Genomic DNA, 20,501 nt, shown 5'->3' with positions numbered 1-20,501 from the left:
TTGCGTTTATCATCGACGCATGCGCTCCGCCTTGCTCGGCTTGATGCTGGCCTCCGTGGCTGGCGTTGCCATGGCCCAGGACTGGGGCAACCTGGCCGTCATCTCCTCGACGCTTGGCAACAACACCGGGCGGCTCTGCATCGGCGATCACGCGCGGCCGGGCGACATCGGGTGTCCGACCTGGGCACCGAGCCTGACCGCGGCAGGCGATCTCACCGTCAGCGGCAGCGTGACGGCCGCGCAATTCATTGGTGACGGCAGCGGGCTCACCAACGTCGGCGCAACCAGTACCGATCGCATCACCAGCGGCACTACCAGCATGCTGGCGATCAGCAGCACTGGATACATTAGCCTCACCCAGGCGGGCACGAATACAGGATGGTTCGACCCGACGCGAGGACTTGTGACCATCGGTGTCAGCAGCACTGGACCGATCAGTGCGACGCGCCTCTATTCCTCCGGCACTGCGAGCGCGCCGCTTGGTTTCTTTACTGGCGACGGGAGCAGTTTTGGATGGGGTACAGGCGCACAGACCGCCATGTTCGGGAACGGTGCCAGCAAATTCATCGCCTTCACCACCTCCGGCACCGAAGCCGTGCGCATCGTCAGCAGCGGCTTCGTTGGTATCGGCACCACCGCACCCGTCCACCACCTCGATGTCACCGGCGGCAACATCTATCTTCACAATTCCTACCCGACGCAGAGCTTCTTCTATATCGGACACAGCCCTTCACAATATGGCTTTCTCGGCTGGAATCCGCCCAATAACTACATCGAACTCAGCACCCCGGGGAACAGCAGTGCGTCCATAGTTTTTCGCCCGAGCAGCACTACTGCGATGACCATCAGCGCTAGCGGCTACGTCGGCATCGGCACCACGGATCCCGCTTACAAACTACATGTGAACGGATTGGCCGCATTCTGGGGCAATGGCAATCATGATGTCATCGTCGCCAACACGACTACCAGCAATACAATCGACTTGTTCAATGGGAATACTGGTGTCGTTGCCTCAAGGTATTTCATCTCCTCCACCAACAGTTGGTGGTCGGTGGGTGTCGATGCCAACGATAGCAACAAGTTCAAATTCACGGCCAGCAGCGGGTTCACCGGCAACGGCGACCGTCTGGCCATTACCCGCACCGGGAACTCCATTATGGGCATCAATACTGTCACGCCCACTGCCACGCTAGAAGTCTCCGGTACGATCAGCGCCACCAACTTGCTGGTCAACGGCATCAGTATTACCGGCGCTTCGATGGCCGACCGCATCGTCAGCGGCAGCATCAACGCGGTTGCCGACGTCTCCTCTGGTGCGGTGCGCGTAAGCGGCACCCTGGCGCTCAATAACACCGGCAGCGAGCCGTGCGACGCGGCGCACTACTATACGTTCCGCGCCAACCCGGTCACGCAGCGCTTAGAGATGTGTAGACCATAAGTCCTGTTCGTTCCTCGCAGAAGGTATCCGAGCGCTTCTGCTACCATCAGGCGGCCAGACGCTCCTTAACGAGCCCGTTCAACAGTCCCTCGGCTCCGTAGGCCTTCAGGCCTCGCGCAAGCGCTGTGTCAGAAATAAACACGTAGCGGCCACGCACCAGCAGGCCGCCATACATATCGAGGTCCAGCAGGTCGCCGGGGAGGACCGTACCGGCCATCTCCGCAGCTTCTCCTTTAGTCATGTAGCCCGCGGCGACTACCCGATCCCTCGGCTCATTGAGCGTATAAACGAGCGTCATTTCCCTCGCCAAACGCTCTTTGCACGTCTTGTTGATATGCGCGACCAACTTTCGAAGCTCGAACATTTTCGTTCGCGTAGTCCCGAAACTTTGAGCTGCTTCGGCCAGCTCTTCGCCCTTCGGGCTCAGGCGATCGTCGTCTATGGCATAAAGGATGTGCTCTCCGGCCAGGATCTTCGCGCCGTTTTCAATCCGCCGTTCGAGGATATCGTCGTAATAGCTGGCTCGGGTCATAAGGCACCTCTCGGCCTTGCAGGTTGAGGCACAATCAGCATCAGGTATAACTGCTTCCGCGCAATACAAGGACCGTCCTGTTCAGGGGGAAGAGCAATGCAACGAGCCTGCTTGTGCGCGGCTTTTCTCGCGCTGTCTGCGGTCGGCCACTGCCAGGCGGAGCCGGTCAGCGTAGACACCATTGCCGTGGTGGATGGCGACACCATTCATCTTGGTCCGCCGCGAGCCCGGGTGCGCTATCGGCTGGTGGGTTTTGACACGCCTGAGATTCGGACGCCGCGCCGAAAAGTGTCGGCCGACGAGAGGGTGCTAGGTCGCTTGGCCAAGGAACGGCTGGTCGAGCTCCTCCACAGCGGACCGGTCGACCTGACCGAGATCGCCTGCTCGTGCCCACCGGCTACGATTGGCACCAAGCGATGTAACGCCGGTCGCAAGTGCGGTATCCTCAAGGTCAACGGGGCGGATGTGGGCGCGACTCTGATCGCTGAAGAACTTGCGGTGCCGTTCGTCTGTGGCGAGACGCGCTGTCCTCCAATGCCCAATTGGCCGAAGATTATCGAATCCCAATTCCCTTCCAGGAGGACGGAATGACCGTGCAGCACGACGAAGCGCGCAGGTTGCTGCCCCTCATCGTGCACGCAGCCAAGTCGAATCAGTATCTTAGATATCAGGATGCCGCTGAGTTGCTGGGCCGACCAAGGGACAATGCCCGCACGGTTGCGCAGGTTTGCGATTTGCTGGATTCGGCCGCTGCGCTCGCCGACGTGCCTCTGCTGGCCTTGGTCGTCGTGCTCACTGCGGAAAACAGGATCAATCCGAAAGCTTGGACCGCGCAGGGCATTGAGCCAGGGATTCGCGAGGGCATCATTAAGCGTTCTAAAGCGCATACGTTCACGGATGCCGATTTCAAAGCAATTGCGCTTGCCCTGGAGCAACTGAAAGGTCACAGCAACCGAACGGCGTGGAAATATCTCGCCACCCTTATGCCCTCCGCCGAACGGCGACGGCGCCTGGCGGGAATGACGGATTTGGCGATTGCTGGCGACGCAATCAATGACCTGGACGAGCTTGGCTCCGAAAAGCCCGCCTATAAGGTCGTTCAGACGAAGCAATACGCACGAGACTCCAAGGTACGGGCTGCGGTCCGGGCACGTGCAGGCGGCAGGTGCGAATACTGCGGGGAGGAAGGCTTCCTATGCGATGACGGGACACGATACCTCGAATGCCACCACATCATCGCTCTGGCCAATGACGGGGCTGACTTAATGAGCAATGTCGTCGCGGTATGTCCGCGTGATCACCGCGAGGCGCATTATGGAAAGCGCCGGGACAAAATTGAGGAAGAGATGGTTGCAAAAGTGAAGGCCGCCGAGGCGCGTCGACTTGCCGAATAGACCGGCAGCGCCGGGTGAAACGCGCATGAGAGGTATTTGAATGATATTAATGGCTTATAGGGTGTAATTCCTTGGCGGGTACTCCTCCCAGCCTTCTAGAAGCTCACTAATCAGTAAAGCTGACCAGTGCTGACTAGAGCTGACAAGGTACTGACTACGAGGGAGTTGGCCTTGCCGGCTACTGCGCTTACCCTCACGACTGTTGATCAGCAAAACGAGGAGCTACACATGCGTGCTATGCCCATCGGCCATCGTCTCCATGAAGATCCTATCGAAGGTGGCAACTCGGCTGACTAGCGCTGAGGTTATACAGAGTCGGACGTGGCGGGGTGGCCGGGAACGTCAGCCGCTCCGCCCCGTAGCCGCTCAAGTTCGGCGTGAATTTCTTCAATCTCCTCGTTCAGCGAGGCCGTTGGAATGTGAAGCTCCATTCGTGCTGGCTCATACTTAACGAACTTTTTGAACAGCTGCCTCACCTTCTTGTAAATCGTCGCGGTTGGCGGGAATCGATCTTTTCTATCGTAGGGCTGCTTCAGCTTTACGAAGAGGATAGGTTTAGCCAAGACATTACGCGTATTGTAGTGAATATCTAGAACGACCGCCAAGATATGGGAAATCGGATATCCGCTCGGAAAGGGCGCGAGACAAGTTCCGATTGGGTCTCGGTCACTTTCGTAATCAATCCTGATTTCGATAGTGTCGTTGCGCGACACGACATGGACCGACCCGTTCGGAGTGCGGTTCTCGTACTCGTAATCACGCTGGACGATTTCGAGAGTATTCGAGCCATTCCCACTGAATCGAATTTCAAAATTTTCCACGTTTAGGATCGACTTGGTGCCGCTGCGCGCAATGAGGAAGCGCGCGTAATGGCCTGGCAAAAGTGAGCGGACGTCAAACTCCCGAGATTGCAAAACGGGTGTGGGGGATGGTGGTAAGCCGACGGCTAAGCGGGCAAGTTCGTAACGAGGGTGGGTATTCGGAATTATCGCGATCAACTGTTCTGGCGGCAACGTAAAGTCCGTTAGTGCAAAATGCACTGGAGGATCGAGTGCCGCGCAAAGCTCGATGGCTTTTATATATTTTTGTCTGGGCAGGGATGTCTGCGCGTTAGGTCCAACGTCGCTGCAGATGCGCGACCAGAAGCCAGTATCCTTGATCTCCAGCTTCTTTCTTAACTCAGTGAGATTGTCCAGACTGAGTAAGCGCATCAACATTGGCAGATTGTATTTTTCAGGCTTCTTGTACGGCCCGCGTCTAGTCAGCAGTTGGTCAGTCAATTTCGCCTCATCCATTCTGCTTCACGACAAAGGCAGTCAGGCCTCTGACGTCCAATCTGATAACGACTGATTACGCACTCGTAGCTTGAGACAACGCCGAGGTGAGACGATCTCCCTCGCGGATGTCCCGCAACACACGAAACGTCGTGTGGAACACTAGCATGGAATATTCACCATGAAACTCTTGGTTGCGCTTGCGAGCGCGCTTCTCGTCTTCGCATTTGCGGCTGCGCCTGCCACCGCCGGTTACGTTACGTTCCGGGCCGGGACGGGTACACCGTGGACCTATTGGACCATCTATTATCACACGGGCGGCAGCAGCAACCTTGCGCTTCAGGCCGGACAGAAGCAGTGCCAGAGCCAGATCGAGCCCGGCGACTCCTTCAGCTCATCGACGGCCGGCATTCCGGCGAACAACGCTCCCCGCTATCCCTTGGCGCCGTACATCAAGAATGCCTGCGAGTAGGATTGACGCCGTCTCTTTACGGACCTTCCAGAGGCAGGGGCCCGGTGAGCATGTGCTCTACCGGGCCTGTTTCATTGGAAGCAACGCAAGTCGGGCGCGAGGCAGCGCTAGATCGCCTCGTTGGCGCCTGCGCTTCATTCGCTAAGGGGAGGGCGCTTATAGCGCGATATCCAGCCTTAGCGATTTTCTGCGGCGCGGAAATAGCTACTATAGAGGCGATCAAGCGTGCTTTGTAAAACATATGCGAAAGGCTGAGAGAGGCCTCAACGCTTTGGCCCCACAAGCAAATGCATCGCGGTCCGGTTTGGGTTAGCGATATTCGGAGGAGCGATCCGGGCCTCTACCTTGTAAGACGCCAATGCTTCAACGAGTGCTTCGGCAGCGGGTCGTAGGCCTTGCGCTGACGCTGGGTCCAAGTGAATTTCCAAATTCTGAGAGCTAATATTCCCAGCGATTGGATGATTGCCGCGGCCGCCTATAACGTTGACGTTTGGACCTTGCGGTTGCCAATCTACCTGTTGCCACCCCGCGTTTTGCAGAATTTCCTCAATATCCCATGCGAAGTCCGCTTGCTCGATATCCCCCATGCCGAAGCCAATATCGAAGACGGTCCCTCGAAAGGTCGTCAATAATTTTGCGATCGCTGCCTTGTTGGGACTTAGCACGTACCGGCGCGGCGTCAGAAAATTCTTGAGGTTCTCATCTGCTGCGGCCGCGCGCTCGATTGCCTCGGCTAGTCGCTCCTCCGTCCTAATTTGCAGATCCTTCTGATGCTCCGATGATCGTCTGCCAAAGTGAACTTCGGCGTACACGCCGGCAGCAATGAGAGCGGTCGCTATAACTGGCCCCCAGGTTTCAATCCAACTGCTCCCATGCGGGTAATAGATGGCCAGAACAACTTCAGCCACCAAGCCAACAATAATAGCCCATGCGCCCCATTCTGCGCGGCCCTCCTCGCGATCGATGGCCTTTCTTAAATCGGTGTCTTCTTGCATGTGAGATCCTTGAACCGATGAACGCACAATTCCAGCCCTTCAATATATCTTTGCCTCCGCACCTTCAAAGTATGTCGTTAGGGTGCACCCAAATACCACACTGCTTAGCCTCAAAGAACATGTGTCATTGGAGTCGATTTCCGAATTTCTTGACAGGTGAGTCGCCGAGTCTCAGACTTCCTGTCACAGAATGAAAGCATAGGAGTTGACGGGGCAGATTGTCGGTTACCTACGGGTCAGCACGCTCGACCAGAAGACCGATCGTCAGCTTGTCGGCATACAACTTCACCGCACGTTCACCGACCATGCCTCGGGGAAGGACACCCATCGGCCAGAGCTGGCACAGATGGTGGCTTACGTTCGAGATGGCGACACCGTTGTGGTCCATTCGATGGACCGTCTGGCCCGCAACCTTGAGGATCTCCGCCGCCTGGTCCGGGAGCTGACCGGAAAAGGCGTCCGCATCCAGTTCTTGAAGGAAGGCCTTACATTTACGGCGGAAGCGTCGCCGATGTCTCAGCTGCTGCTCAACGTCATGGGCTCCTTTGCTGAGTTCGAGCGGGCACTGATCAAAGAGCGTCAGCGCGAAGGCATTGCGATCGCGAAGACGAAGGGCATCTATAAGGGGCGCCGCCGTGCATTGACGCCTGCCCAGGTCGACGAGTTGGTCGCCCGGGTCAAGGCGGACGGGAAGAAGGCTGTGCTAGCGCGCGAGTTTGGTGTCAGCCGCGAGACTGTGCACCGCTATCTGCGTGCCGCCAGGACTGCCGCGCAGGTTCAACGAAAACAAAAAGAGGAGGAAATCGCATGACTGCGCTCATGCTCACCCGTATCGACAATCATCGCAATATGGCGAGGTTCTACAAGCTGGACATTCAACCAACACTGTTCGGCGAGTGCTCGCTCGTCAGGGAATGGGGCCGCATCGGTCGCGCCGGCACGGTTCGGATCGAAACGTACCAGAGCCGGGGCATGGCTGACCTTGCCATGGTCGCGAATTGGGCTCGGAAGCTCAAACGGGGCTATCGCTAATCGTGAAATCGTAGAATCGTGGCTTAAACGCGGTTCCTGCGTCCTTACCGCCAAGCAATCCGCTTGGCGAAACGAGCAATGTTCTCCATAGCCAAAAGCAGGTAATCCTTTTCCCCGCGGCCGAAGCCAGCCTTCAGAAGCAGTGGCTGTAAGTCGCCTTTCCAGCTTTCGAAGATAGGTCGTGACGTCCGGCTATCCCATGATGCCCGACCAATAGGGGCCCATATGAAGTCGCTCCGCTCAATCGCCGCTTGCAAGGTGGCCTTATCATTCGAAAGCGTAATTTCCGCCAGTGTTCCCAGCAATTCAAAATGTTCAAACAAGCTGGTGTATTCAGCCTTGGTGAAGAGATAGTCCTCGGTCCAGCTGGAGAACAGTTTGTGGAGATGATCGCTGAGGGCCGTCTTGGCCCTTTCGACCTCAGAGACGAGCTGCCAAGGGTCGTTTTCCGTTCCTTCCCAGCGTGTGAGCAGGAGATGAGAGGCGATGGGCGTATTGTCCTCTCGGCCGGTACGGATCGGCGCCGCGAAAAGCTTGAACAATTCGGCAAAGCGCTGAGCCTTGAGGAGACCAATGCCATAAGCGTAAAGCAACAGCACCGCTGGATAGGTCCTCAAATTCGTCAAGAAGTTGAAGCCGCCCGCGGGTTCGCGAAAGCCCAGTTTGGTGATAACCTCTGATGCGTCGCGAAACTCGTCACCAGTCCCGTAACGCCCCATTACTCCGAAAATCCTAGCCAGCACTTCGGTCTGGGCCTCATAACGCGCCACGGCCGAAATGAAATAGTGGTTTGACCAGGCTCCGCCCGGATGAGTGATGCTTGTGGAAATCTCCTGATCAATCAGGCGCAGCTCACCACCAATCAACTCATCGAGCTGTATCCGAAATTCCGACTTGGCCAGATATTTCTTCGCACTCGATACCATCAACTCAACACTTCGCGGATTCGGCCGCTGAGCTTCCGCCTGGGCGGACACCAATGCTTCAACACGTTCAAAGAATGCGTTGGCCCCTTCGATTTTGATAATTCTGCCGGCGCGATGTTCAATCAGCGATTGGGCGACCGGAGAGGTTTGACCACGGGCAGCCCAGAACATCGGATAGCGGCGGTTGGGGGCCCGGGTGACTGCTGCGCGCAAGGCAGGGTCCCAATCCCCTGACCAGCCGCAAACGATCAGGCCGTGCTCATCAATGATGCGGTCAAGTAATGTGTTGAGTCCGGGGGTGTAAGAACCCAGCTCGGAATCCGTGTTGCGAATGCGTGTGTCGAGGTAGTCGCCGTGAATCTTGACGACGTAACAGCGGCTGTGAATCAGTGGCACTGCGCCTTGCAACGCATCCTCAGAGGCGATGACCGTTGGCTCGACTCCATGCTCTCGCAAGGCATTCTCAATCAACCGGTCAAAGTTCGTGGTGATGATCACTCGTACGTGGCCTGCGGCAACCAGACGCGCGATGGCCTGGTGGGCCCGGGTAGGGGTTTTTCTGCCGGCCGCAATGTCATCCTCATTCGGCTCGATGTAACTGTGCAGGACCGAACGCCGCTCGTCAGGCGTCGTTGTGAGTTGATCCAGCAACTCGGAATATCCAGGGTCGGTGCCGAACGTTTTCTTATACCAGCTCGCCCAGTCCGGTTCGCCGGTGACACCCTTTAAGGCAGCCACCCGGCGCACCAGGTCGAGCGTGACCTCCCAGCCGGTTGGAATTTCAGCGGGACGCGACACGCCAGAGCCAAGTAGCAGGCAATAGACGCCCTTATTCTCGTAGATTGAGAAGGCCAGCGCTGTAAGTGGATCGATCATACCGTTCTCGTGTTGTGTTGCGGTAATCTAGTTGCTTTCGTGCTGGCCACAACCAAATACACAGGGCGCTGCCGCCTGGCCTAACGGACGGCTGGCAATCCCGAGAAGTCTGGCTTGCTGTCTGGCAGTGGAATTCGGCTCGTGCGCAGCGCCGCATCAGCATGGGAATAGCCAGCCCGCATAATATTCAGCCGAACATCGTCTGGATATCTGGTCAGGCGCGTGGCGACCTCGGCAGCGTGCTTTGCCTGTTCAGCCGTGAATCCCAGCTCATTGGTGGCGCCATAGGATGCGATGGGTTCGCCGATGCCCCAGTAGGCTATACGCCGCTCGCCAGTGCGTTCCAGGCCGAACAACACCCGCCGACGCATGTTAACGCCCTGCTGCAAGGCAATGTTGCTTGCACGGACGGCCTGCGAGAGCCAGTTCGATCGGGGAGCGATGCTTGGTGGTGTTATCGAGCCTCCGTCGCTGACCAAGATGGTCTTGTACCGCTTCCAGACCGGCTCAAGCCCGAGATTGTCGTACACGCCACCATCGGTCAGCCGGAGCCGTGTTGTGTAAGGCTCGCGGTGAAGGTCAGAGCCGTTTTCCGGCTGAACTGCCCCGGGCGGGACATTGATGACGGCCGGCGATAGGTAAGGTGGAAACGAAGCGGAGGCGGCGACGACGGGCGCAAGCCGCAGCGTGGGATTGCGCCACATACCCACGCGGTAGTCTGCGGCATAGTCGCGAGCGAATCGCCACAGGACGCCGCTTTGAAGACTGGTTGCCGTAAATGAGAAGCGCGGGCGTTGCGGCAGGTCCTGAAGGGTCTTGCCGCGAAACAGCCAATGATCGTAGGCCAGAGCCGCGACGCCCGAGGCATGGACGAAGGGCAGAAAGCCAAGAGCGATTGCCGGAATGTCGATGTACTTGCGCGAAAGCGCCAGAATCGGCTCGGCCACGCGTTCTGTGAGGTTGGTGGCAATTCCGTTCTGGTCGAAGGTGAGCTGATCCCACCCGACGGCGAGCGCACCTGCCGCGAGCGACCCGCCTGACACGCTCGCCACCCGGTCCAGCTTGGCCAGCAAGCCAAGCTCGTTCATGCGGACGAAAGCTCCGAGGTGAAACAGCATGGCACGAAATCCGCCACCAGACAGGCAGAGCCCGATGCCGTCCTCGAGCTTTTGCCCGCCGAGAAAGTCCACGGCGACCGCTGCCTCTGGCGGATCGTCCTGCGAAGGCGCCTCGCTCACGTCGGGGCCTCTTCATCGTCGACGGCGGCACCCAGACAGATCCTGATGCCGGTATCGCCCGCGATAAGCATGACGCCGGGGCAGCCGTCCATCGACAACGTCGTGGCGAGCCAGCCGAGTTGAAGGAGATCTTTGCCGCTTGGATCAGTGCGCGCGCGGCGAGGGTGTGAGTGCCACTCGCCGACGTAGCGGACCTGATCAAGGGTCTGGGCAATGGCGGCCTCGACGCCCTGGCGCAACCCTTTTGTTCCCCGCTTGAATTCGGTCTCGGATGCTGCGCTATCAGGCGGCGCGGGCCATGCCTCGATGATGTCAATCCGAGCCGCGAGCAGGTCGACCACGCCAAAGAGAACGCCGCCGGTCTCTGCCGGCAAGCCGGCCGTTCTCATTTCCTGAATCCGGGCTTCCAGGCTGCTAGGCAGCGTGATGGTCCAGCCAAGGATGGATTGTGCCCGCACCGAACCGATCTCGCCGTGATGGACTGTGACGCTGCCATCCTTGGACAGCGACCAGACTCGCAGGTCGCTTTCTGGCTTGCCCACCGCTTCCATCACCGCCGCGGAAGCCAGCCCGGCAAGGATTTGCGCGCGAGCAGCGGGGATACGGTTGGTCACGGCGCGGCAGGCGCCCGCATAAGGCACCGCATCGACGGACTGCGACAGATGATCTTCCAACGCAGGGACTTTCAAGACGTCGGCGTAATAGTTCGCTTCGAGCAGGCGCAGCTCAATCGTCCGGTCCTGGCTTTCCATCAGCAACACCACCGCGGTGCCGGCGGGGTTGAAGAAAACGCTGGCGCGCCGGGCCCGGGTGGCGTGGTCAGAGAGCCATCTTGCCACCGGGACCGACGCGGCGGCATCAATCACCAGGTCGGCGCCTTGCAGGGCGGCGGCGACCTCATCTGCCCTGGTCGCCGGCTTGAGCACATCCGCGTTGATGGCATCGGCGCGTAGATCGGTGCGGACCTGCATCAGTCGCCGCGCGAGCGAGTCGGCCTTGGACATGCCGATCTCTGTGGTGGTGAGTTCATGACGCGCGAGGTTGTGCGGCAGCAAGTAATCGGGGTCAATGAAGGTCCAGTGCTGGCCCAACCCCTGCCGCGCGAGCGTCTCGGCGACCATCGAGCCGATCGCGCCGGCGCCGATCTGCACGACCCGTCGCGGGACATCAACGGAGTTTCCGGCAAGATCAAGGGCCCGGCGCTGGTCAAACCCGACGTGCGCCACGGTCACGAGCACGATCATCCCTGCCAGCGCCTGCTCATCGGCTTTTGCAGGCGTAAACAGCCGGGCATAACGAGCACCATGCGCTTCGGGCGAGCGCCCCAGGAGGCCGAGGGCGACGCCGATCTCACCCAGCGTGGCCAAGGTGAGGAAGGCGACGTCGTCGCTTTCGCCGGTTGGGTTGCCGTCAGGTCCGATGATCGGCATACGCAGCAGCAGGCCAAGTCGCGTCTCGAAATTGGTCTGGCTGCCGGCCGCGCTCCACGCTGCGATGCGCGCCGTCAGCACCTCCGCAAGGTCGACGCCGCGAGCATTCAGCTCATGGAGGAGGGAGCCTAGGTTCGCAGGAGCGCGTCGCATCCGGCTCATGGCGCGCGGCTGCAGCGTCAAGGCGATCACCATGAAGGTGCCGGCCTGTAACCGCTGCAGCTCGCCTGGCTGCGGCTCCCGCAGCGAGACCACGACCGGGTTCTGAGGATCGTGGGCAAAGGCTATCAGTTCGCGCGTTCCCCCGTCGAAGGTGTTGCGCGGAATAATCAGGTGATAGCCTTCGCGCATAAAGAACGGATCGGGCGGCTGACGGAGGTCGTGAAGGCCGCCGCGTCCGGCGCGCTCGAACCATTTGATAATGCGGTGCAGAAGCTCGGCCGGCGTATAAAGCGGGCGCGCCTCTTGCCAAGGCCGGTCATCCACGCAGAGCGAAAAAGGAACGCCGTCTGGCACCCAGTTCTGATGGGGTGTGTCAGGGAAGTCCGTACGGAGGGCTAGCACCGAGGGCGCGTAGCTGCCGTCGGTCGTAAACAGGATGCCGATGGGCTCTTCTCGCAGGAGCTGATATGCCGGCCGCTGCGTGCGGTTGGTCCGCACCTGAATGATCAGCAGCTCACCTTCGGCGTTCGGGCCGCTGCGTCGGGCGCCTGTGATGGTCGCGAGGCCCTCGGCCTGGTTGACAAGGAAGTCGCGGAATCGGACCGCCATCGAGCCGGAGAGGTGCTCCGGCTCGACAGATTCGCCCCAGATGTGCAGCCAGTCGTGCAGCATCGATCAACCAGCGCGAGCCGGCCGCGAGGTCGCGATGCCGATCGCGGAGGGGGCGGCCAGCACCAGGCTGACCCCGGAGGCGGTGATCTCGACGACCAGCGGCTTCGGCCGGGACACCGACGGCGTCTCCATCGTCACCTTGAACTCGCCGTCCTTACCGTTGACCACGCGGCGGTGGTGTGCAGCCGCCTGGCGGTGCGGCGGCTGGTCGCTCTTGTCGCCGTCGCTGCCCTTCACGGGAATCGGGTCGCTCGGCGAGATGATCAGGCAACCCTCGCGGCCCTGCTCGAACAGCCACTTCACCTCCGGCACCGGCACCGTCTCGTCCTTGCCGCGGTCCGGGCCGAGCGAGAGGTACGAGCAGTGGTGGAAGAGCTTCAGCACGTCCCAGAGCAGCCGGCCTTCACGCTTGTGGCGCTTGGTGGTCTCGACGATCTTGGTGAGCGTCTCGTAGTCGGCGTCGGAGCCGAGCAAGCCGTAGCTCTCGACCCCGCCTTCCATGAAGGTGACCTGCATGACGATGCTGTCCTGGTTGCGGTCCTCGACCTCGCGGTCGTTGAGGCGCCACGCGAACGGGCTGTGCACGAAGAACTCGGCCCTGTCGGCGCCAGCCTTGTCGAAGCCCGGCACGGTCTGGCCGGCATCGACGATGCAGGAGGCGCGGCTCTCGACACTCAGGCCCCATGAGGCCAGGAGATCGTGCAGGTGACCGGGACGGGAGAACACCTTGATGCCCTTGCCAGCCCGCAGACGCGCCCGCGCTTCCTGCCGGATGATCCGCGCCTCGCCATTCGACCCTTCCTCGGTGACAGCCGCCGCCGGCACCCACAACTCCTTGATCTTGATGCGGCCCGCGCCCTGGTAGGCCGCGGCGTGCTCGAACCAGAAGAAGTCGCTGGAGCCCTTGATGTGGTCGTTGTCGAGGTGCGTGAAGCAGACCACGTCGAAATAGTCGCGATCGGCGTCCTTGAGGTCGCGGCGCAGCTCTTCCGCCAGGTCGACCCGGAGGTCGTAGGGATCCTTGGGGTCCCGCATGTTGGCGAAGTCGATGAGGACCTTACGGCTGCTCACGAGATCGATGCGGCAGGTGTCCGCATTTCCAAGAGGGAAAAACGTAATCCTTGCAGTCATTTATGCCTCCTTCCGGGGCGGTGCCGATACGCGGCGCGGTTGATAGAAGCTCCCGAATGCCACTCCAGCCTGGAAGCATGGCTTGTATGCCTACTCCGAACATAATGGAACCTGTACCGGGAGTCAAGGAACTGCTATCTTGCTACTCCGAACAAAGGGGAAGCCGTTGAAATGAGCGAAAAAATCGGAGCCAAGATCAGAAAGCTTCGGTTGGGAAAGGGGCTGACACTTGATCAGCTGGCCGAAAAGTCAGGGTCGAGTAAGTCGTATCTCTGGGAGCTGGAGAACAAGGACCCGCCGAGGCCTTCGGCCGACAAGCTGGCCGGCATCGCCAAGGCCCTTGAGGTCACCGTTGACTACCTCCTCGGCGAGGATACGCCCGAAGAACTGATAGCTGCCGAGGACAAGGCGTTCTTCCGCGAATATCAACGCATGACGCCGGAGCTGAAAGCCACGCTGCGCCAAATGCGCAAACTGCTGGATGACAAGTCATGAACTTCGACGGGTGGGGATCGCAGCGCTGGGCGATTCATCTGACCCAGCTTCTGAACGCCGCCAATCCGCCGGACCGCTATCGCTTTAATATTGCGGCGTTCGCGAAAGAGATCTCCAGCACCCTGTTTCCTGACGACCCCATCGCCGACGTGCGCAGCGTCGATCTCGAAGACTGCGAAGGGGCCTTGTTGCCATCCGATTCGGGCAAGCGTTGGGGCATCTACGTCAACAAGAAGGGCTCGCCGCGTCGTCGCCGGTTCACGGCGGCCCATGAGCTTGGCCACTACCTCGTCCACCGTAAGAAATACCCTGACGGCCTGCGGTGCGATGAGGCTGCCGTCGACGGGCGTAACGGTGTCGAGATAGAGCGAGAGGCTAACGACTTTGCGTCAACGCTGCTGATGCCTCTCGATGACTTTCGGCGCCGGATCCCGGCAAAATCGGAAACGGATTTCGACCAGCTCAGCGAATGCGCCACGCACTATGACGTCTCTCTGGTCGCGGCCATCCTGCGCTGGCTTCGGTACACTGAGCGCCGTGCCATAATCGTCGTCTCGCGCGATGGCTACATGAACTGGGCCTGGTCGAGCGAAGCAGCTCTCAAGACCAGAAGATACTTCAAGACCAGCGCCGCGCCGGTCGAGGTGCCGGCCCGCTCGCTGGTGGGGCAGTCTATCTTCACGGAGGAAGCCCGAGCCGGCGTGAAGCATGCCGAAGGTGTGTGGTTCGATGAGCCGACCAAGGAGATGACGCTGCGGGCCGAGCAGTACGACCTGAACTATACGCTGCTGCAATTTGCGGACGCGGTCCCCGTGTTTCATCACGATGGGCCCCGCGATCTGGATACTTACGACCGCTTTATGGGAGTCCGGGAATAACCCCCAAGGCGTCAGGATACGGCTTTGCCGAAACACATAAGGCTGTGATAGGATAGTCCCATGCAGACGGCTGACGTTATCTCCCGCTTGAAATCCCTAGAGCCCCAACTACGGGCCTTTGGCGTCGCCGGGCTCTACATCTTCGGCTCTTACGCCAGAAATGAAGCGGGCCCCGATTCCGACGTCGATGTGTTTATCGATCGGGCTCCGGGTGCAGAGCTGGATCTCGACGCCTTCGTGGGCGCATACGACGTGCTAAAAGCGGCTTTGCCGGTCAATGTGGATTATGGCACGCGGTCGGGACTGTCCAAGTTCATTCGGGATGACGTGGAACGCGAGGCCATCCAAGTTTTTTGATGGCGCCCACCAAGACGCCCGTTGTCCGCCTTCTGCACATCATCGATGAGGCGGAGGCCATTAATGTCGCCTTGCAGGGGCTAACCCTGGAGCGCTTCCAGCAGTCATGGGTGCTGCGGCGCGCCGTCGAACATGGATTGCTGATCATTTCGGAAGCCGCCAAGACGCTGCCGGCCGACCTCAAGGAGGCGGCACCGGACATCGCCTGGCGCAAGATCGAGACCCTGGGCAATTTTCTGCGTCACGAATACCGCGATGTTGAGCCAGAATTGATCTGGAGCATCACACAGGACAATTTGCCGGGCCTCGTTGCAGCAGCACGTCGGCTTGTATTGCAGACCAGGGAAACCGAGCCGGCCTAGGGCGGTCGAACCCCATTTCGTCGCAAATACGATTTTGCGATGATGTAATTTTACGGCCGAGTTTATTCGCCGCAGGAAACAGGTGACCGATGCCATTTCCCAAGAGCAGAGCCAAGGTGCGCGCTTATCACTTTATCGATCGCGACTACGGGCTCGATGACCTTCGCAAGCGCCGCCTCAAGATCGCGACCATCGCCAACCTAAATGATCCCTTTGAACTGGTGCCATCGTCAACCGACAAAAACGTACGGGCCCGATTCCGCGCCTGGCGAACCAAATTCGATAAAGCCTACGGCATGCTCTGCTTTAGCGGCCATTGGAGGAATCCAGTGCAATGGTCGCACTATGCCGAGAGGCACAAGGGCCTGTGCTTCGGCTTCGACATTCCTGCGAACCTGCTCACGAAGGTCCGCTATGCCGCCAAGAGGCTTCCCGCCCGCGTCGACGTCATAGAGGGCGGTGGCTTTGATGCGCAGAAGGAAATACTCAAGGTCCTTTCTACCAAATACCAGCACTGGCGGTACGAGAACGAGTTGCGGCTATTCACGAGCCTCAAGGATCGAGATCCCAAGAGCAACCTCTACTTCGCGGAATTTTCCCCGAACATGGCGCTGAAAGAAGTCATCGTCGGTCCATTGTCGACGATCACACGTGCGGAGCTGCTATCAGCGCTGGGCGACCAGGCAGAGGGAGTCGAGGTGTACAAGGCGCGACTGGCATTCAAAACTTACGCAGTGACCCGACAACTCGACCCCTCGAAGTGGGACCAGCTCGTTTGTCGTTAGACAGCGCCGCCGCTCCCTATCGACGTACCCAACGCCCGGCTGACTCATGAACGGACGGCTCCCACAACCAACCCTGTCGAGAATCGGGGGATCAAGTCCCGAAAACGCTCAAATCTGCGGCTGTCGGCTTGACCCTCCAAAAGCATCCGTTCTAATTTTGTTCTCATGGGTGCGATTCTGACCGACCCATGCCCTTTTGAATGACGACACCAGCTGCCAGGAACCGGACAGGCACCATGCACGAGATCCTCTGTCCCCACTGTACCAAAGCCTTCAAGGTGGATGAATCCGGCTATGCGGATATCCTGAAGCAGGTCCGTGACGCCGATTTCACGGAGCAGCTCCACGAAAGGCTGGAGCTGGCCGAGCGCGACAAGCAGAGCGCCGTTGAATTGGCCAAGGCCCAGGCCCGCAGCGATCTGCAGAAGAGCACGACTGCGAAGGACGCTGAAATCCAGGAGTTGAAGGCCAAGCTTGAGGGGAGTGGCGTCGCCCAGAAGCTGGCTGTCACGGAGGCGCTCAGTGCCGTCGAGAAGGAGCGGGACAGGCTCGCGAACGCCCTGGCCGAGTCGGAGCGCGAAAAGAAGGCTGCGTCCGAGCTTGCTGAGGCCCTTTTGGCGGGCGAGGTGCACAAGGTCTCTGCTGCCAAGGATGAAGAAATCCAAGAGCTGAAGGCCAAGCTCCAGGCTGTCGAGCTTGAGAAGAAACTCGCCGTGACCGAAGCGGTCGGCACGATTGAAAAGGAGCGCGATGAGCTGAAGAACGGCATCAAGCAGGTTCAGCTTGAGAAGCAGCTCTCCGAGAAGTCCCTCAAGGACAAGTACGAGACGCAGATCAAGGATCGCGATGACGCGATTGAGCGCCTCAAGGATATGAAGGCCCGCCTCTCGACCAAAATGGTCGGCGAGACCCTGGAGCAGCACTGCGAAACCGAATTCAACCGGGTTCGCTCGATGGCCTTCCCGCTGGCCTACTTCGAGAAGGACAACGATGCGCGGACCGGCAGCAAGGGCGATTACATCTTCCGAGACTTGGATGACGCCGGCACCGAGATCATCTCGATCATGTTCGAGATGAAGAACGAGAGCGACAGGACCGCCACGAAGAGCAAAAACGAGGATTTCCTCAAGGAACTCGACCGCGATCGCAGCGAGAAGGGCTGCGAATACGCCATTCTGGTCTCATTGCTTGAATTGGATAACGAACTCTACAACACCGGCATCGTTGATGTTTTCCACCGGTACCCGAAAATGTACGTCATTCGGCCGCAGTTCTTCCTGCCGATGATTACGCTTCTGCGGAACGCGGCGACCAACTCTCTGAAATACAAGACCGAGCTGGCGCTCGTGAAGGCGCAGAATATCGACATCACGCAGTTTGAAAGCCAGCTGGAGACGTTCAAGAACGGATTCTTGAAGAACACTGATCTCGCTTCCAGGCACTTCCATACAGCGATCTCGGAGATCGATAAGTCCATCGATCACCTGCAGAAGACGAAAGATGCGTTGATCGGTGCAGACCGCAACCTGCGCCTGGCGAACGACAAGGCGCAGGATGTGACGATCAAGAAGCTGACGCGGTCTAACCCGACGATGGCGGCGAAGTTCGCAGAGCTCAAGAGCTCGCCCGCTGAAGCCGCTGAGTGAGATCGGGAGCTTGGTCAACGAGGCGCGTGGCTGCCCGAACTGGTTCGGGCGCTACAAGCTAGAGCGGCGGCGTAGTTCAGCAGTTCCCAGCGGGCGATGCTTTCCGGCTCCGCCTTGCGCCTTCCGCTTCGATGACTACGCGATATTGCTCCTCGTCAGCGATCTGGGTCCAGTTGACGCGCCCTCGCAGATGGTCTTCTCGATGATGATCCGATCGATTGGGCAATGCGGTGGCTCGGAAATCTGGCCGAGGCACCAGTGGTACTTGAGTGCGAGATTCAGCAGCTTCTGAGCAACGCCATATCTGTACCGTCCGTCTCGCAAGGAGCCCGGAAGAGCCCCTGTGCCGAATTCCACTAGTTGCGCAAGGTTGAGATAGTGCTGCTGCTCCGTGCAGGGGCTCACGTAGTGCGGAAGCAGATGGCTTGTTATGAATTCCTGAAGCTTGTCGCGTAGTTGACCCGTCTGTTTTGAACCTGGCGCATACAAATTGGCGCGCTGCACCGATGCTGCCCAAGCGAGCGTCCAGAGCTCTGTCAGCACAAACTGCTATTCAGGTCCAAGCGGGTGCATGCGTGATCTATCCGAAGTCTTTGCCATGAGACGACCTTAGCGCTCCCTAAGATCTCTGCACCACTCGGCCGGTAGGGTCGGGTGAATAGGCCCGCAGCGCGTGCCGGCAAGGGCATCCACCCGTTTCCAACGCGCGCCGCAAGAGAGGGGCGCCCGTCGGAGCCTCGGGCGGAGCCTCCCTGTGCCTGCCCGCTAAAGCTGCGAGCCTCGAATTCTCCCGACCGGCCGCGATGGCGCAGCCGATAACCAAAGGGAGACCCAAAATGGCCAAGATACTCAACGTCAACGACCTCTGCGACGCAATCGCGGGGTCAACGCTCGATCGGCACACCCAGCGGGCAATCATGGGTAGCATCGAGGCTGCCGTATCGCGAGCGGCTATCGTGATGGCCGAGCACTACGGCGTGATCTCGGCGCAGGCGGAGTATGAACAAGGCTTCGGCGGGCTGTGCGTCAATTTCCGCCCGGCATTCGAAGGCCAGGACTGCCCGGACGTGATCAATGCAGGCGACGAGGGCGGAGACTGGCCGTGAGTCAGCAAAAAGGCCCCTGGTCAGGGGCCTCAAGGCCTCGGTTACAGACGAGGCCATGAATGCATCCTAATGCACTCGCAAACGGTCGCCAAGGGGCACGACGTATCAAGGAAAATGCAGCTCACGCCCGTGCGCTTGCGCGCCCGGTCGGTCGCTGCTTCTCCACTACGATCAATCAACGAAAGTTCGTCCCCATGGAGTTACAGACATGGAAAATGACCCTCACCCTCAAATCCTGCCAGAATGACCTGGAATGGATGCGTTGCTGGCTTATGGAAAACGCACCGCCAATACCCAGCAGCGACGCCGAAGTGGTCGCCCAGTTCATACAAGTCGTGGTGACTACTCACGACGCCTGGCTATGGGTCGACTGCCTTGTTTCGGTCGGACAAGCCCCATCTCTGAAGGCTTCGCGATTTCACGAGACCTCCTGCGCTGACCGGATTGCATCGGCTCTGTGCCTGGCGGAGCAAATGGCGAGCCATTGGCGCGACGTAGACCTGAACAGGGAATCGACCGAGACCCTGTCTGACCTGATGTGCGAGCTCGACGGGCTCGGCCACCTCGGTTGCATAATCAAGCTGCTCCGCGCAGCTCTTGTTCATCATCGTGAACCATCACCAATCAACCAATGAAAGCACGACCCAGGAGTTACAGACATGGAAGACCACCCTGCTCATCAAGACGGACCCTCAAAGCCTTCAGGATATCCGCGAGTGGTTCGCGGAACATGCCGCTGATGAGCAGCTGCCACGCAGAAACGACGACCTTCTGGCCAAATACCTGCGGTGCCAGCTTATCGGCAATAGCGAATGGGATGGCGTGAGTCTGGGCATCGACCTTCGTCGCCCTCATCCCGTGCGCCTCCCCTGGCAGCACGCCTTTGAAGGTGACCCACCAGCGCCCGAGGTCATCCGTGCCGACCGTGACCGTGCACGCCGCCGCCAATTCGCGGTCGATTGCTTCGCGCTCTTAGTGTTGCTCATCGTCGGCGCTACCGGTTTTGCTGCCTACCACACACGCACTCAGCGGACGGACGCGTTGCCTTCCGGCTACACTGCGCGGGATGGGTTGGCATCTCTCCGCCAGTCCGAACTTGCCCAAGGCTTATCAATCCCATGATTTGTTTCTTAGGTATGTACGAAAGGGCGGGCGCTGTCGGGGGGGGGGGGGGGGGGGGGGGGCGGGGGGGCCCGGGGGGGGGCCCCCCCCCCCCCCGCCCCGGCGGGGGGGGGGGGGGGCCCGCGCGAACCCCAAACGGGCCAGCGCGGGCGGGGCGCGGGGCCGCGGCCGCGGGCGG

Annotated in this window: 22 protein-coding genes; 15 read left to right on the top strand and 7 right to left on the bottom strand. The window is 59.7% G+C overall.

The window, feature by feature from the left end:
* Positions 1–19 precede the first annotated feature (19 nt).
* Positions 20–1,438 (top strand): autotransporter outer membrane beta-barrel domain-containing protein, encoded by a 1,419-nt coding sequence (locus AC0L21_RS10015; RefSeq protein ID WP_473260754.1) that lies wholly within the window; start codon positions 20–22, stop codon positions 1,436–1,438.
* 46 nt (positions 1,439–1,484) lie between these two features.
* Here the strand turns inward: AC0L21_RS10015 and AC0L21_RS10010 are convergent, their stop codons facing one another.
* Positions 1,485–1,970: a hypothetical protein gene (locus AC0L21_RS10010; RefSeq protein WP_473260752.1), complete on the bottom strand. Its 486-nt coding sequence runs from the start codon at positions 1,968–1,970 to the stop codon at positions 1,485–1,487.
* 96 nt (positions 1,971–2,066) lie between these two features.
* Here AC0L21_RS10010 and AC0L21_RS10005 point away from each other — a divergent pair, with 96 nt between their 5' ends.
* Both AC0L21_RS10005 and AC0L21_RS10000 read left to right on the top strand, forming a co-directional pair.
* Positions 2,067–2,561: a thermonuclease family protein gene (locus tag AC0L21_RS10005; RefSeq protein WP_473260748.1), complete on the top strand. Its 495-nt coding sequence runs from the start codon at positions 2,067–2,069 to the stop codon at positions 2,559–2,561.
* Complete coding sequence (locus AC0L21_RS10000; RefSeq protein WP_473260746.1) at positions 2,558–3,364, top strand: HNH endonuclease; 807 nt, start codon at positions 2,558–2,560, stop codon at positions 3,362–3,364. The genes AC0L21_RS10005 and AC0L21_RS10000 overlap by 4 nt, the downstream gene beginning before the upstream one ends.
* Positions 3,365–3,669: 305 nt before the next feature.
* Here AC0L21_RS10000 and AC0L21_RS09995 read toward each other — a convergent pair whose 3' ends face one another.
* A complete protein-coding gene (locus AC0L21_RS09995; RefSeq protein WP_473260743.1) occupies positions 3,670–4,644 on the bottom strand; it encodes a hypothetical protein in 975 nt (324 codons plus the stop codon).
* A gap of 175 nt (positions 4,645–4,819) precedes the next feature.
* Between AC0L21_RS09995 and AC0L21_RS09990 the strand changes: the two genes are divergently transcribed.
* Positions 4,820–5,110, top strand: coding sequence for a hypothetical protein (locus AC0L21_RS09990; protein WP_473260741.1), 291 nt, complete (start codon positions 4,820–4,822; stop codon positions 5,108–5,110).
* Between the two features lie 263 nt (positions 5,111–5,373).
* Here AC0L21_RS09990 and AC0L21_RS09985 read toward each other — a convergent pair whose 3' ends face one another.
* A complete protein-coding gene (locus AC0L21_RS09985; protein WP_473260739.1) occupies positions 5,374–6,105 on the bottom strand; it encodes a hypothetical protein in 732 nt (243 codons plus the stop codon).
* Between the two features lie 205 nt (positions 6,106–6,310).
* On the opposite strand from AC0L21_RS09985, the gene AC0L21_RS09980 reads away from it, so the two are divergent.
* Both AC0L21_RS09980 and AC0L21_RS09975 read left to right on the top strand, forming a co-directional pair.
* A complete protein-coding gene (locus AC0L21_RS09980; RefSeq protein WP_473260736.1) occupies positions 6,311–6,916 on the top strand; it encodes a recombinase family protein in 606 nt (201 codons plus the stop codon).
* Positions 6,913–7,137, top strand: a complete 225-nt coding sequence (locus AC0L21_RS09975) for a WGR domain-containing protein (protein ID WP_473260732.1) — start codon at positions 6,913–6,915, stop codon at positions 7,135–7,137. The genes AC0L21_RS09980 and AC0L21_RS09975 overlap by 4 nt, the downstream gene beginning before the upstream one ends.
* Before the next feature lie 44 nt (positions 7,138–7,181).
* Here the strand turns inward: AC0L21_RS09975 and AC0L21_RS09970 are convergent, their stop codons facing one another.
* The 4 genes from AC0L21_RS09970 to AC0L21_RS09955 all read right to left on the bottom strand — a co-directional run bounded on the left by AC0L21_RS09970 (position 7,182) and on the right by AC0L21_RS09955 (position 13,572).
* Positions 7,182–8,939 carry an SIR2 family protein gene (locus tag AC0L21_RS09970; RefSeq protein WP_473260730.1) on the bottom strand — a complete coding sequence of 586 codons (1,758 nt, stop codon included), beginning with the start codon at positions 8,937–8,939 and terminating at the stop codon, positions 7,182–7,184.
* Between the two features lie 80 nt (positions 8,940–9,019).
* Positions 9,020–10,177: a patatin-like phospholipase family protein gene (locus AC0L21_RS09965; protein WP_473260728.1), complete on the bottom strand. Its 1,158-nt coding sequence runs from the start codon at positions 10,175–10,177 to the stop codon at positions 9,020–9,022.
* Positions 10,174–12,441, bottom strand: coding sequence for a ThiF family adenylyltransferase (locus AC0L21_RS09960; protein ID WP_473260724.1), 2,268 nt, complete (start codon positions 12,439–12,441; stop codon positions 10,174–10,176). The genes AC0L21_RS09965 and AC0L21_RS09960 overlap by 4 nt, the downstream gene beginning before the upstream one ends.
* Before the next feature lie 3 nt (positions 12,442–12,444).
* The gene (locus AC0L21_RS09955) at positions 12,445–13,572 is read right to left on the bottom strand and encodes a ComEC/Rec2 family competence protein (RefSeq protein WP_473260720.1); all 1,128 of its coding nucleotides are present in this window, start codon (positions 13,570–13,572) and stop codon (positions 12,445–12,447) included.
* Positions 13,573–13,743: 171 nt separating this feature from the next.
* On the opposite strand from AC0L21_RS09955, the gene AC0L21_RS09950 reads away from it, so the two are divergent.
* The 9 genes from AC0L21_RS09950 to AC0L21_RS09910 all read left to right on the top strand — a co-directional run bounded on the left by AC0L21_RS09950 (position 13,744) and on the right by AC0L21_RS09910 (position 20,323).
* Positions 13,744–14,067, top strand: coding sequence for a helix-turn-helix domain-containing protein (locus tag AC0L21_RS09950; RefSeq protein WP_212283604.1), 324 nt, complete (start codon positions 13,744–13,746; stop codon positions 14,065–14,067).
* Positions 14,064–14,945, top strand: coding sequence for an ImmA/IrrE family metallo-endopeptidase (locus AC0L21_RS09945; RefSeq protein WP_473260718.1), 882 nt, complete (start codon positions 14,064–14,066; stop codon positions 14,943–14,945). The genes AC0L21_RS09950 and AC0L21_RS09945 overlap by 4 nt, the downstream gene beginning before the upstream one ends.
* 60 nt (positions 14,946–15,005) lie before the next feature.
* Positions 15,006–15,302: a nucleotidyltransferase family protein gene (locus AC0L21_RS09940; RefSeq protein ID WP_473260716.1), complete on the top strand. Its 297-nt coding sequence runs from the start codon at positions 15,006–15,008 to the stop codon at positions 15,300–15,302.
* Complete coding sequence (locus AC0L21_RS09935) at positions 15,302–15,664, top strand: HepT-like ribonuclease domain-containing protein (protein ID WP_464128743.1); 363 nt, start codon at positions 15,302–15,304, stop codon at positions 15,662–15,664. Before AC0L21_RS09940 ends, AC0L21_RS09935 begins: the two co-directional genes overlap by 1 nt.
* An 89-nt stretch (positions 15,665–15,753) precedes the next feature.
* Positions 15,754–16,449 (top strand): DUF2971 domain-containing protein, encoded by a 696-nt coding sequence (locus AC0L21_RS09930; RefSeq protein ID WP_473260712.1) that lies wholly within the window; start codon positions 15,754–15,756, stop codon positions 16,447–16,449.
* Between the two features lie 236 nt (positions 16,450–16,685).
* Positions 16,686–18,095: a DUF2130 domain-containing protein gene (locus AC0L21_RS09925; protein ID WP_473260710.1), complete on the top strand. Its 1,410-nt coding sequence runs from the start codon at positions 16,686–16,688 to the stop codon at positions 18,093–18,095.
* A gap of 836 nt (positions 18,096–18,931) precedes the next feature.
* On the top strand, positions 18,932–19,201 hold the full coding sequence (locus AC0L21_RS09920; protein ID WP_473260707.1) for a hypothetical protein: 270 nt from the start codon (positions 18,932–18,934) through the stop codon (positions 19,199–19,201).
* A gap of 215 nt (positions 19,202–19,416) precedes the next feature.
* Positions 19,417–19,836, top strand: coding sequence for a hypothetical protein (locus AC0L21_RS09915; protein WP_473260705.1), 420 nt, complete (start codon positions 19,417–19,419; stop codon positions 19,834–19,836).
* Positions 19,799–20,323 (top strand): hypothetical protein, encoded by a 525-nt coding sequence (locus AC0L21_RS09910; RefSeq protein ID WP_473260703.1) that lies wholly within the window; start codon positions 19,799–19,801, stop codon positions 20,321–20,323. Before AC0L21_RS09915 ends, AC0L21_RS09910 begins: the two co-directional genes overlap by 38 nt.
* Positions 20,324–20,501: the final 178 nt, after the last annotated feature.

It is taken from the genome of Bradyrhizobium sp. WSM4873, assembly GCF_055811355.1.
Note: the sequence above shows the minus strand (reverse complement) of the source record. Positions and strands in the feature narration are given on the sequence as shown.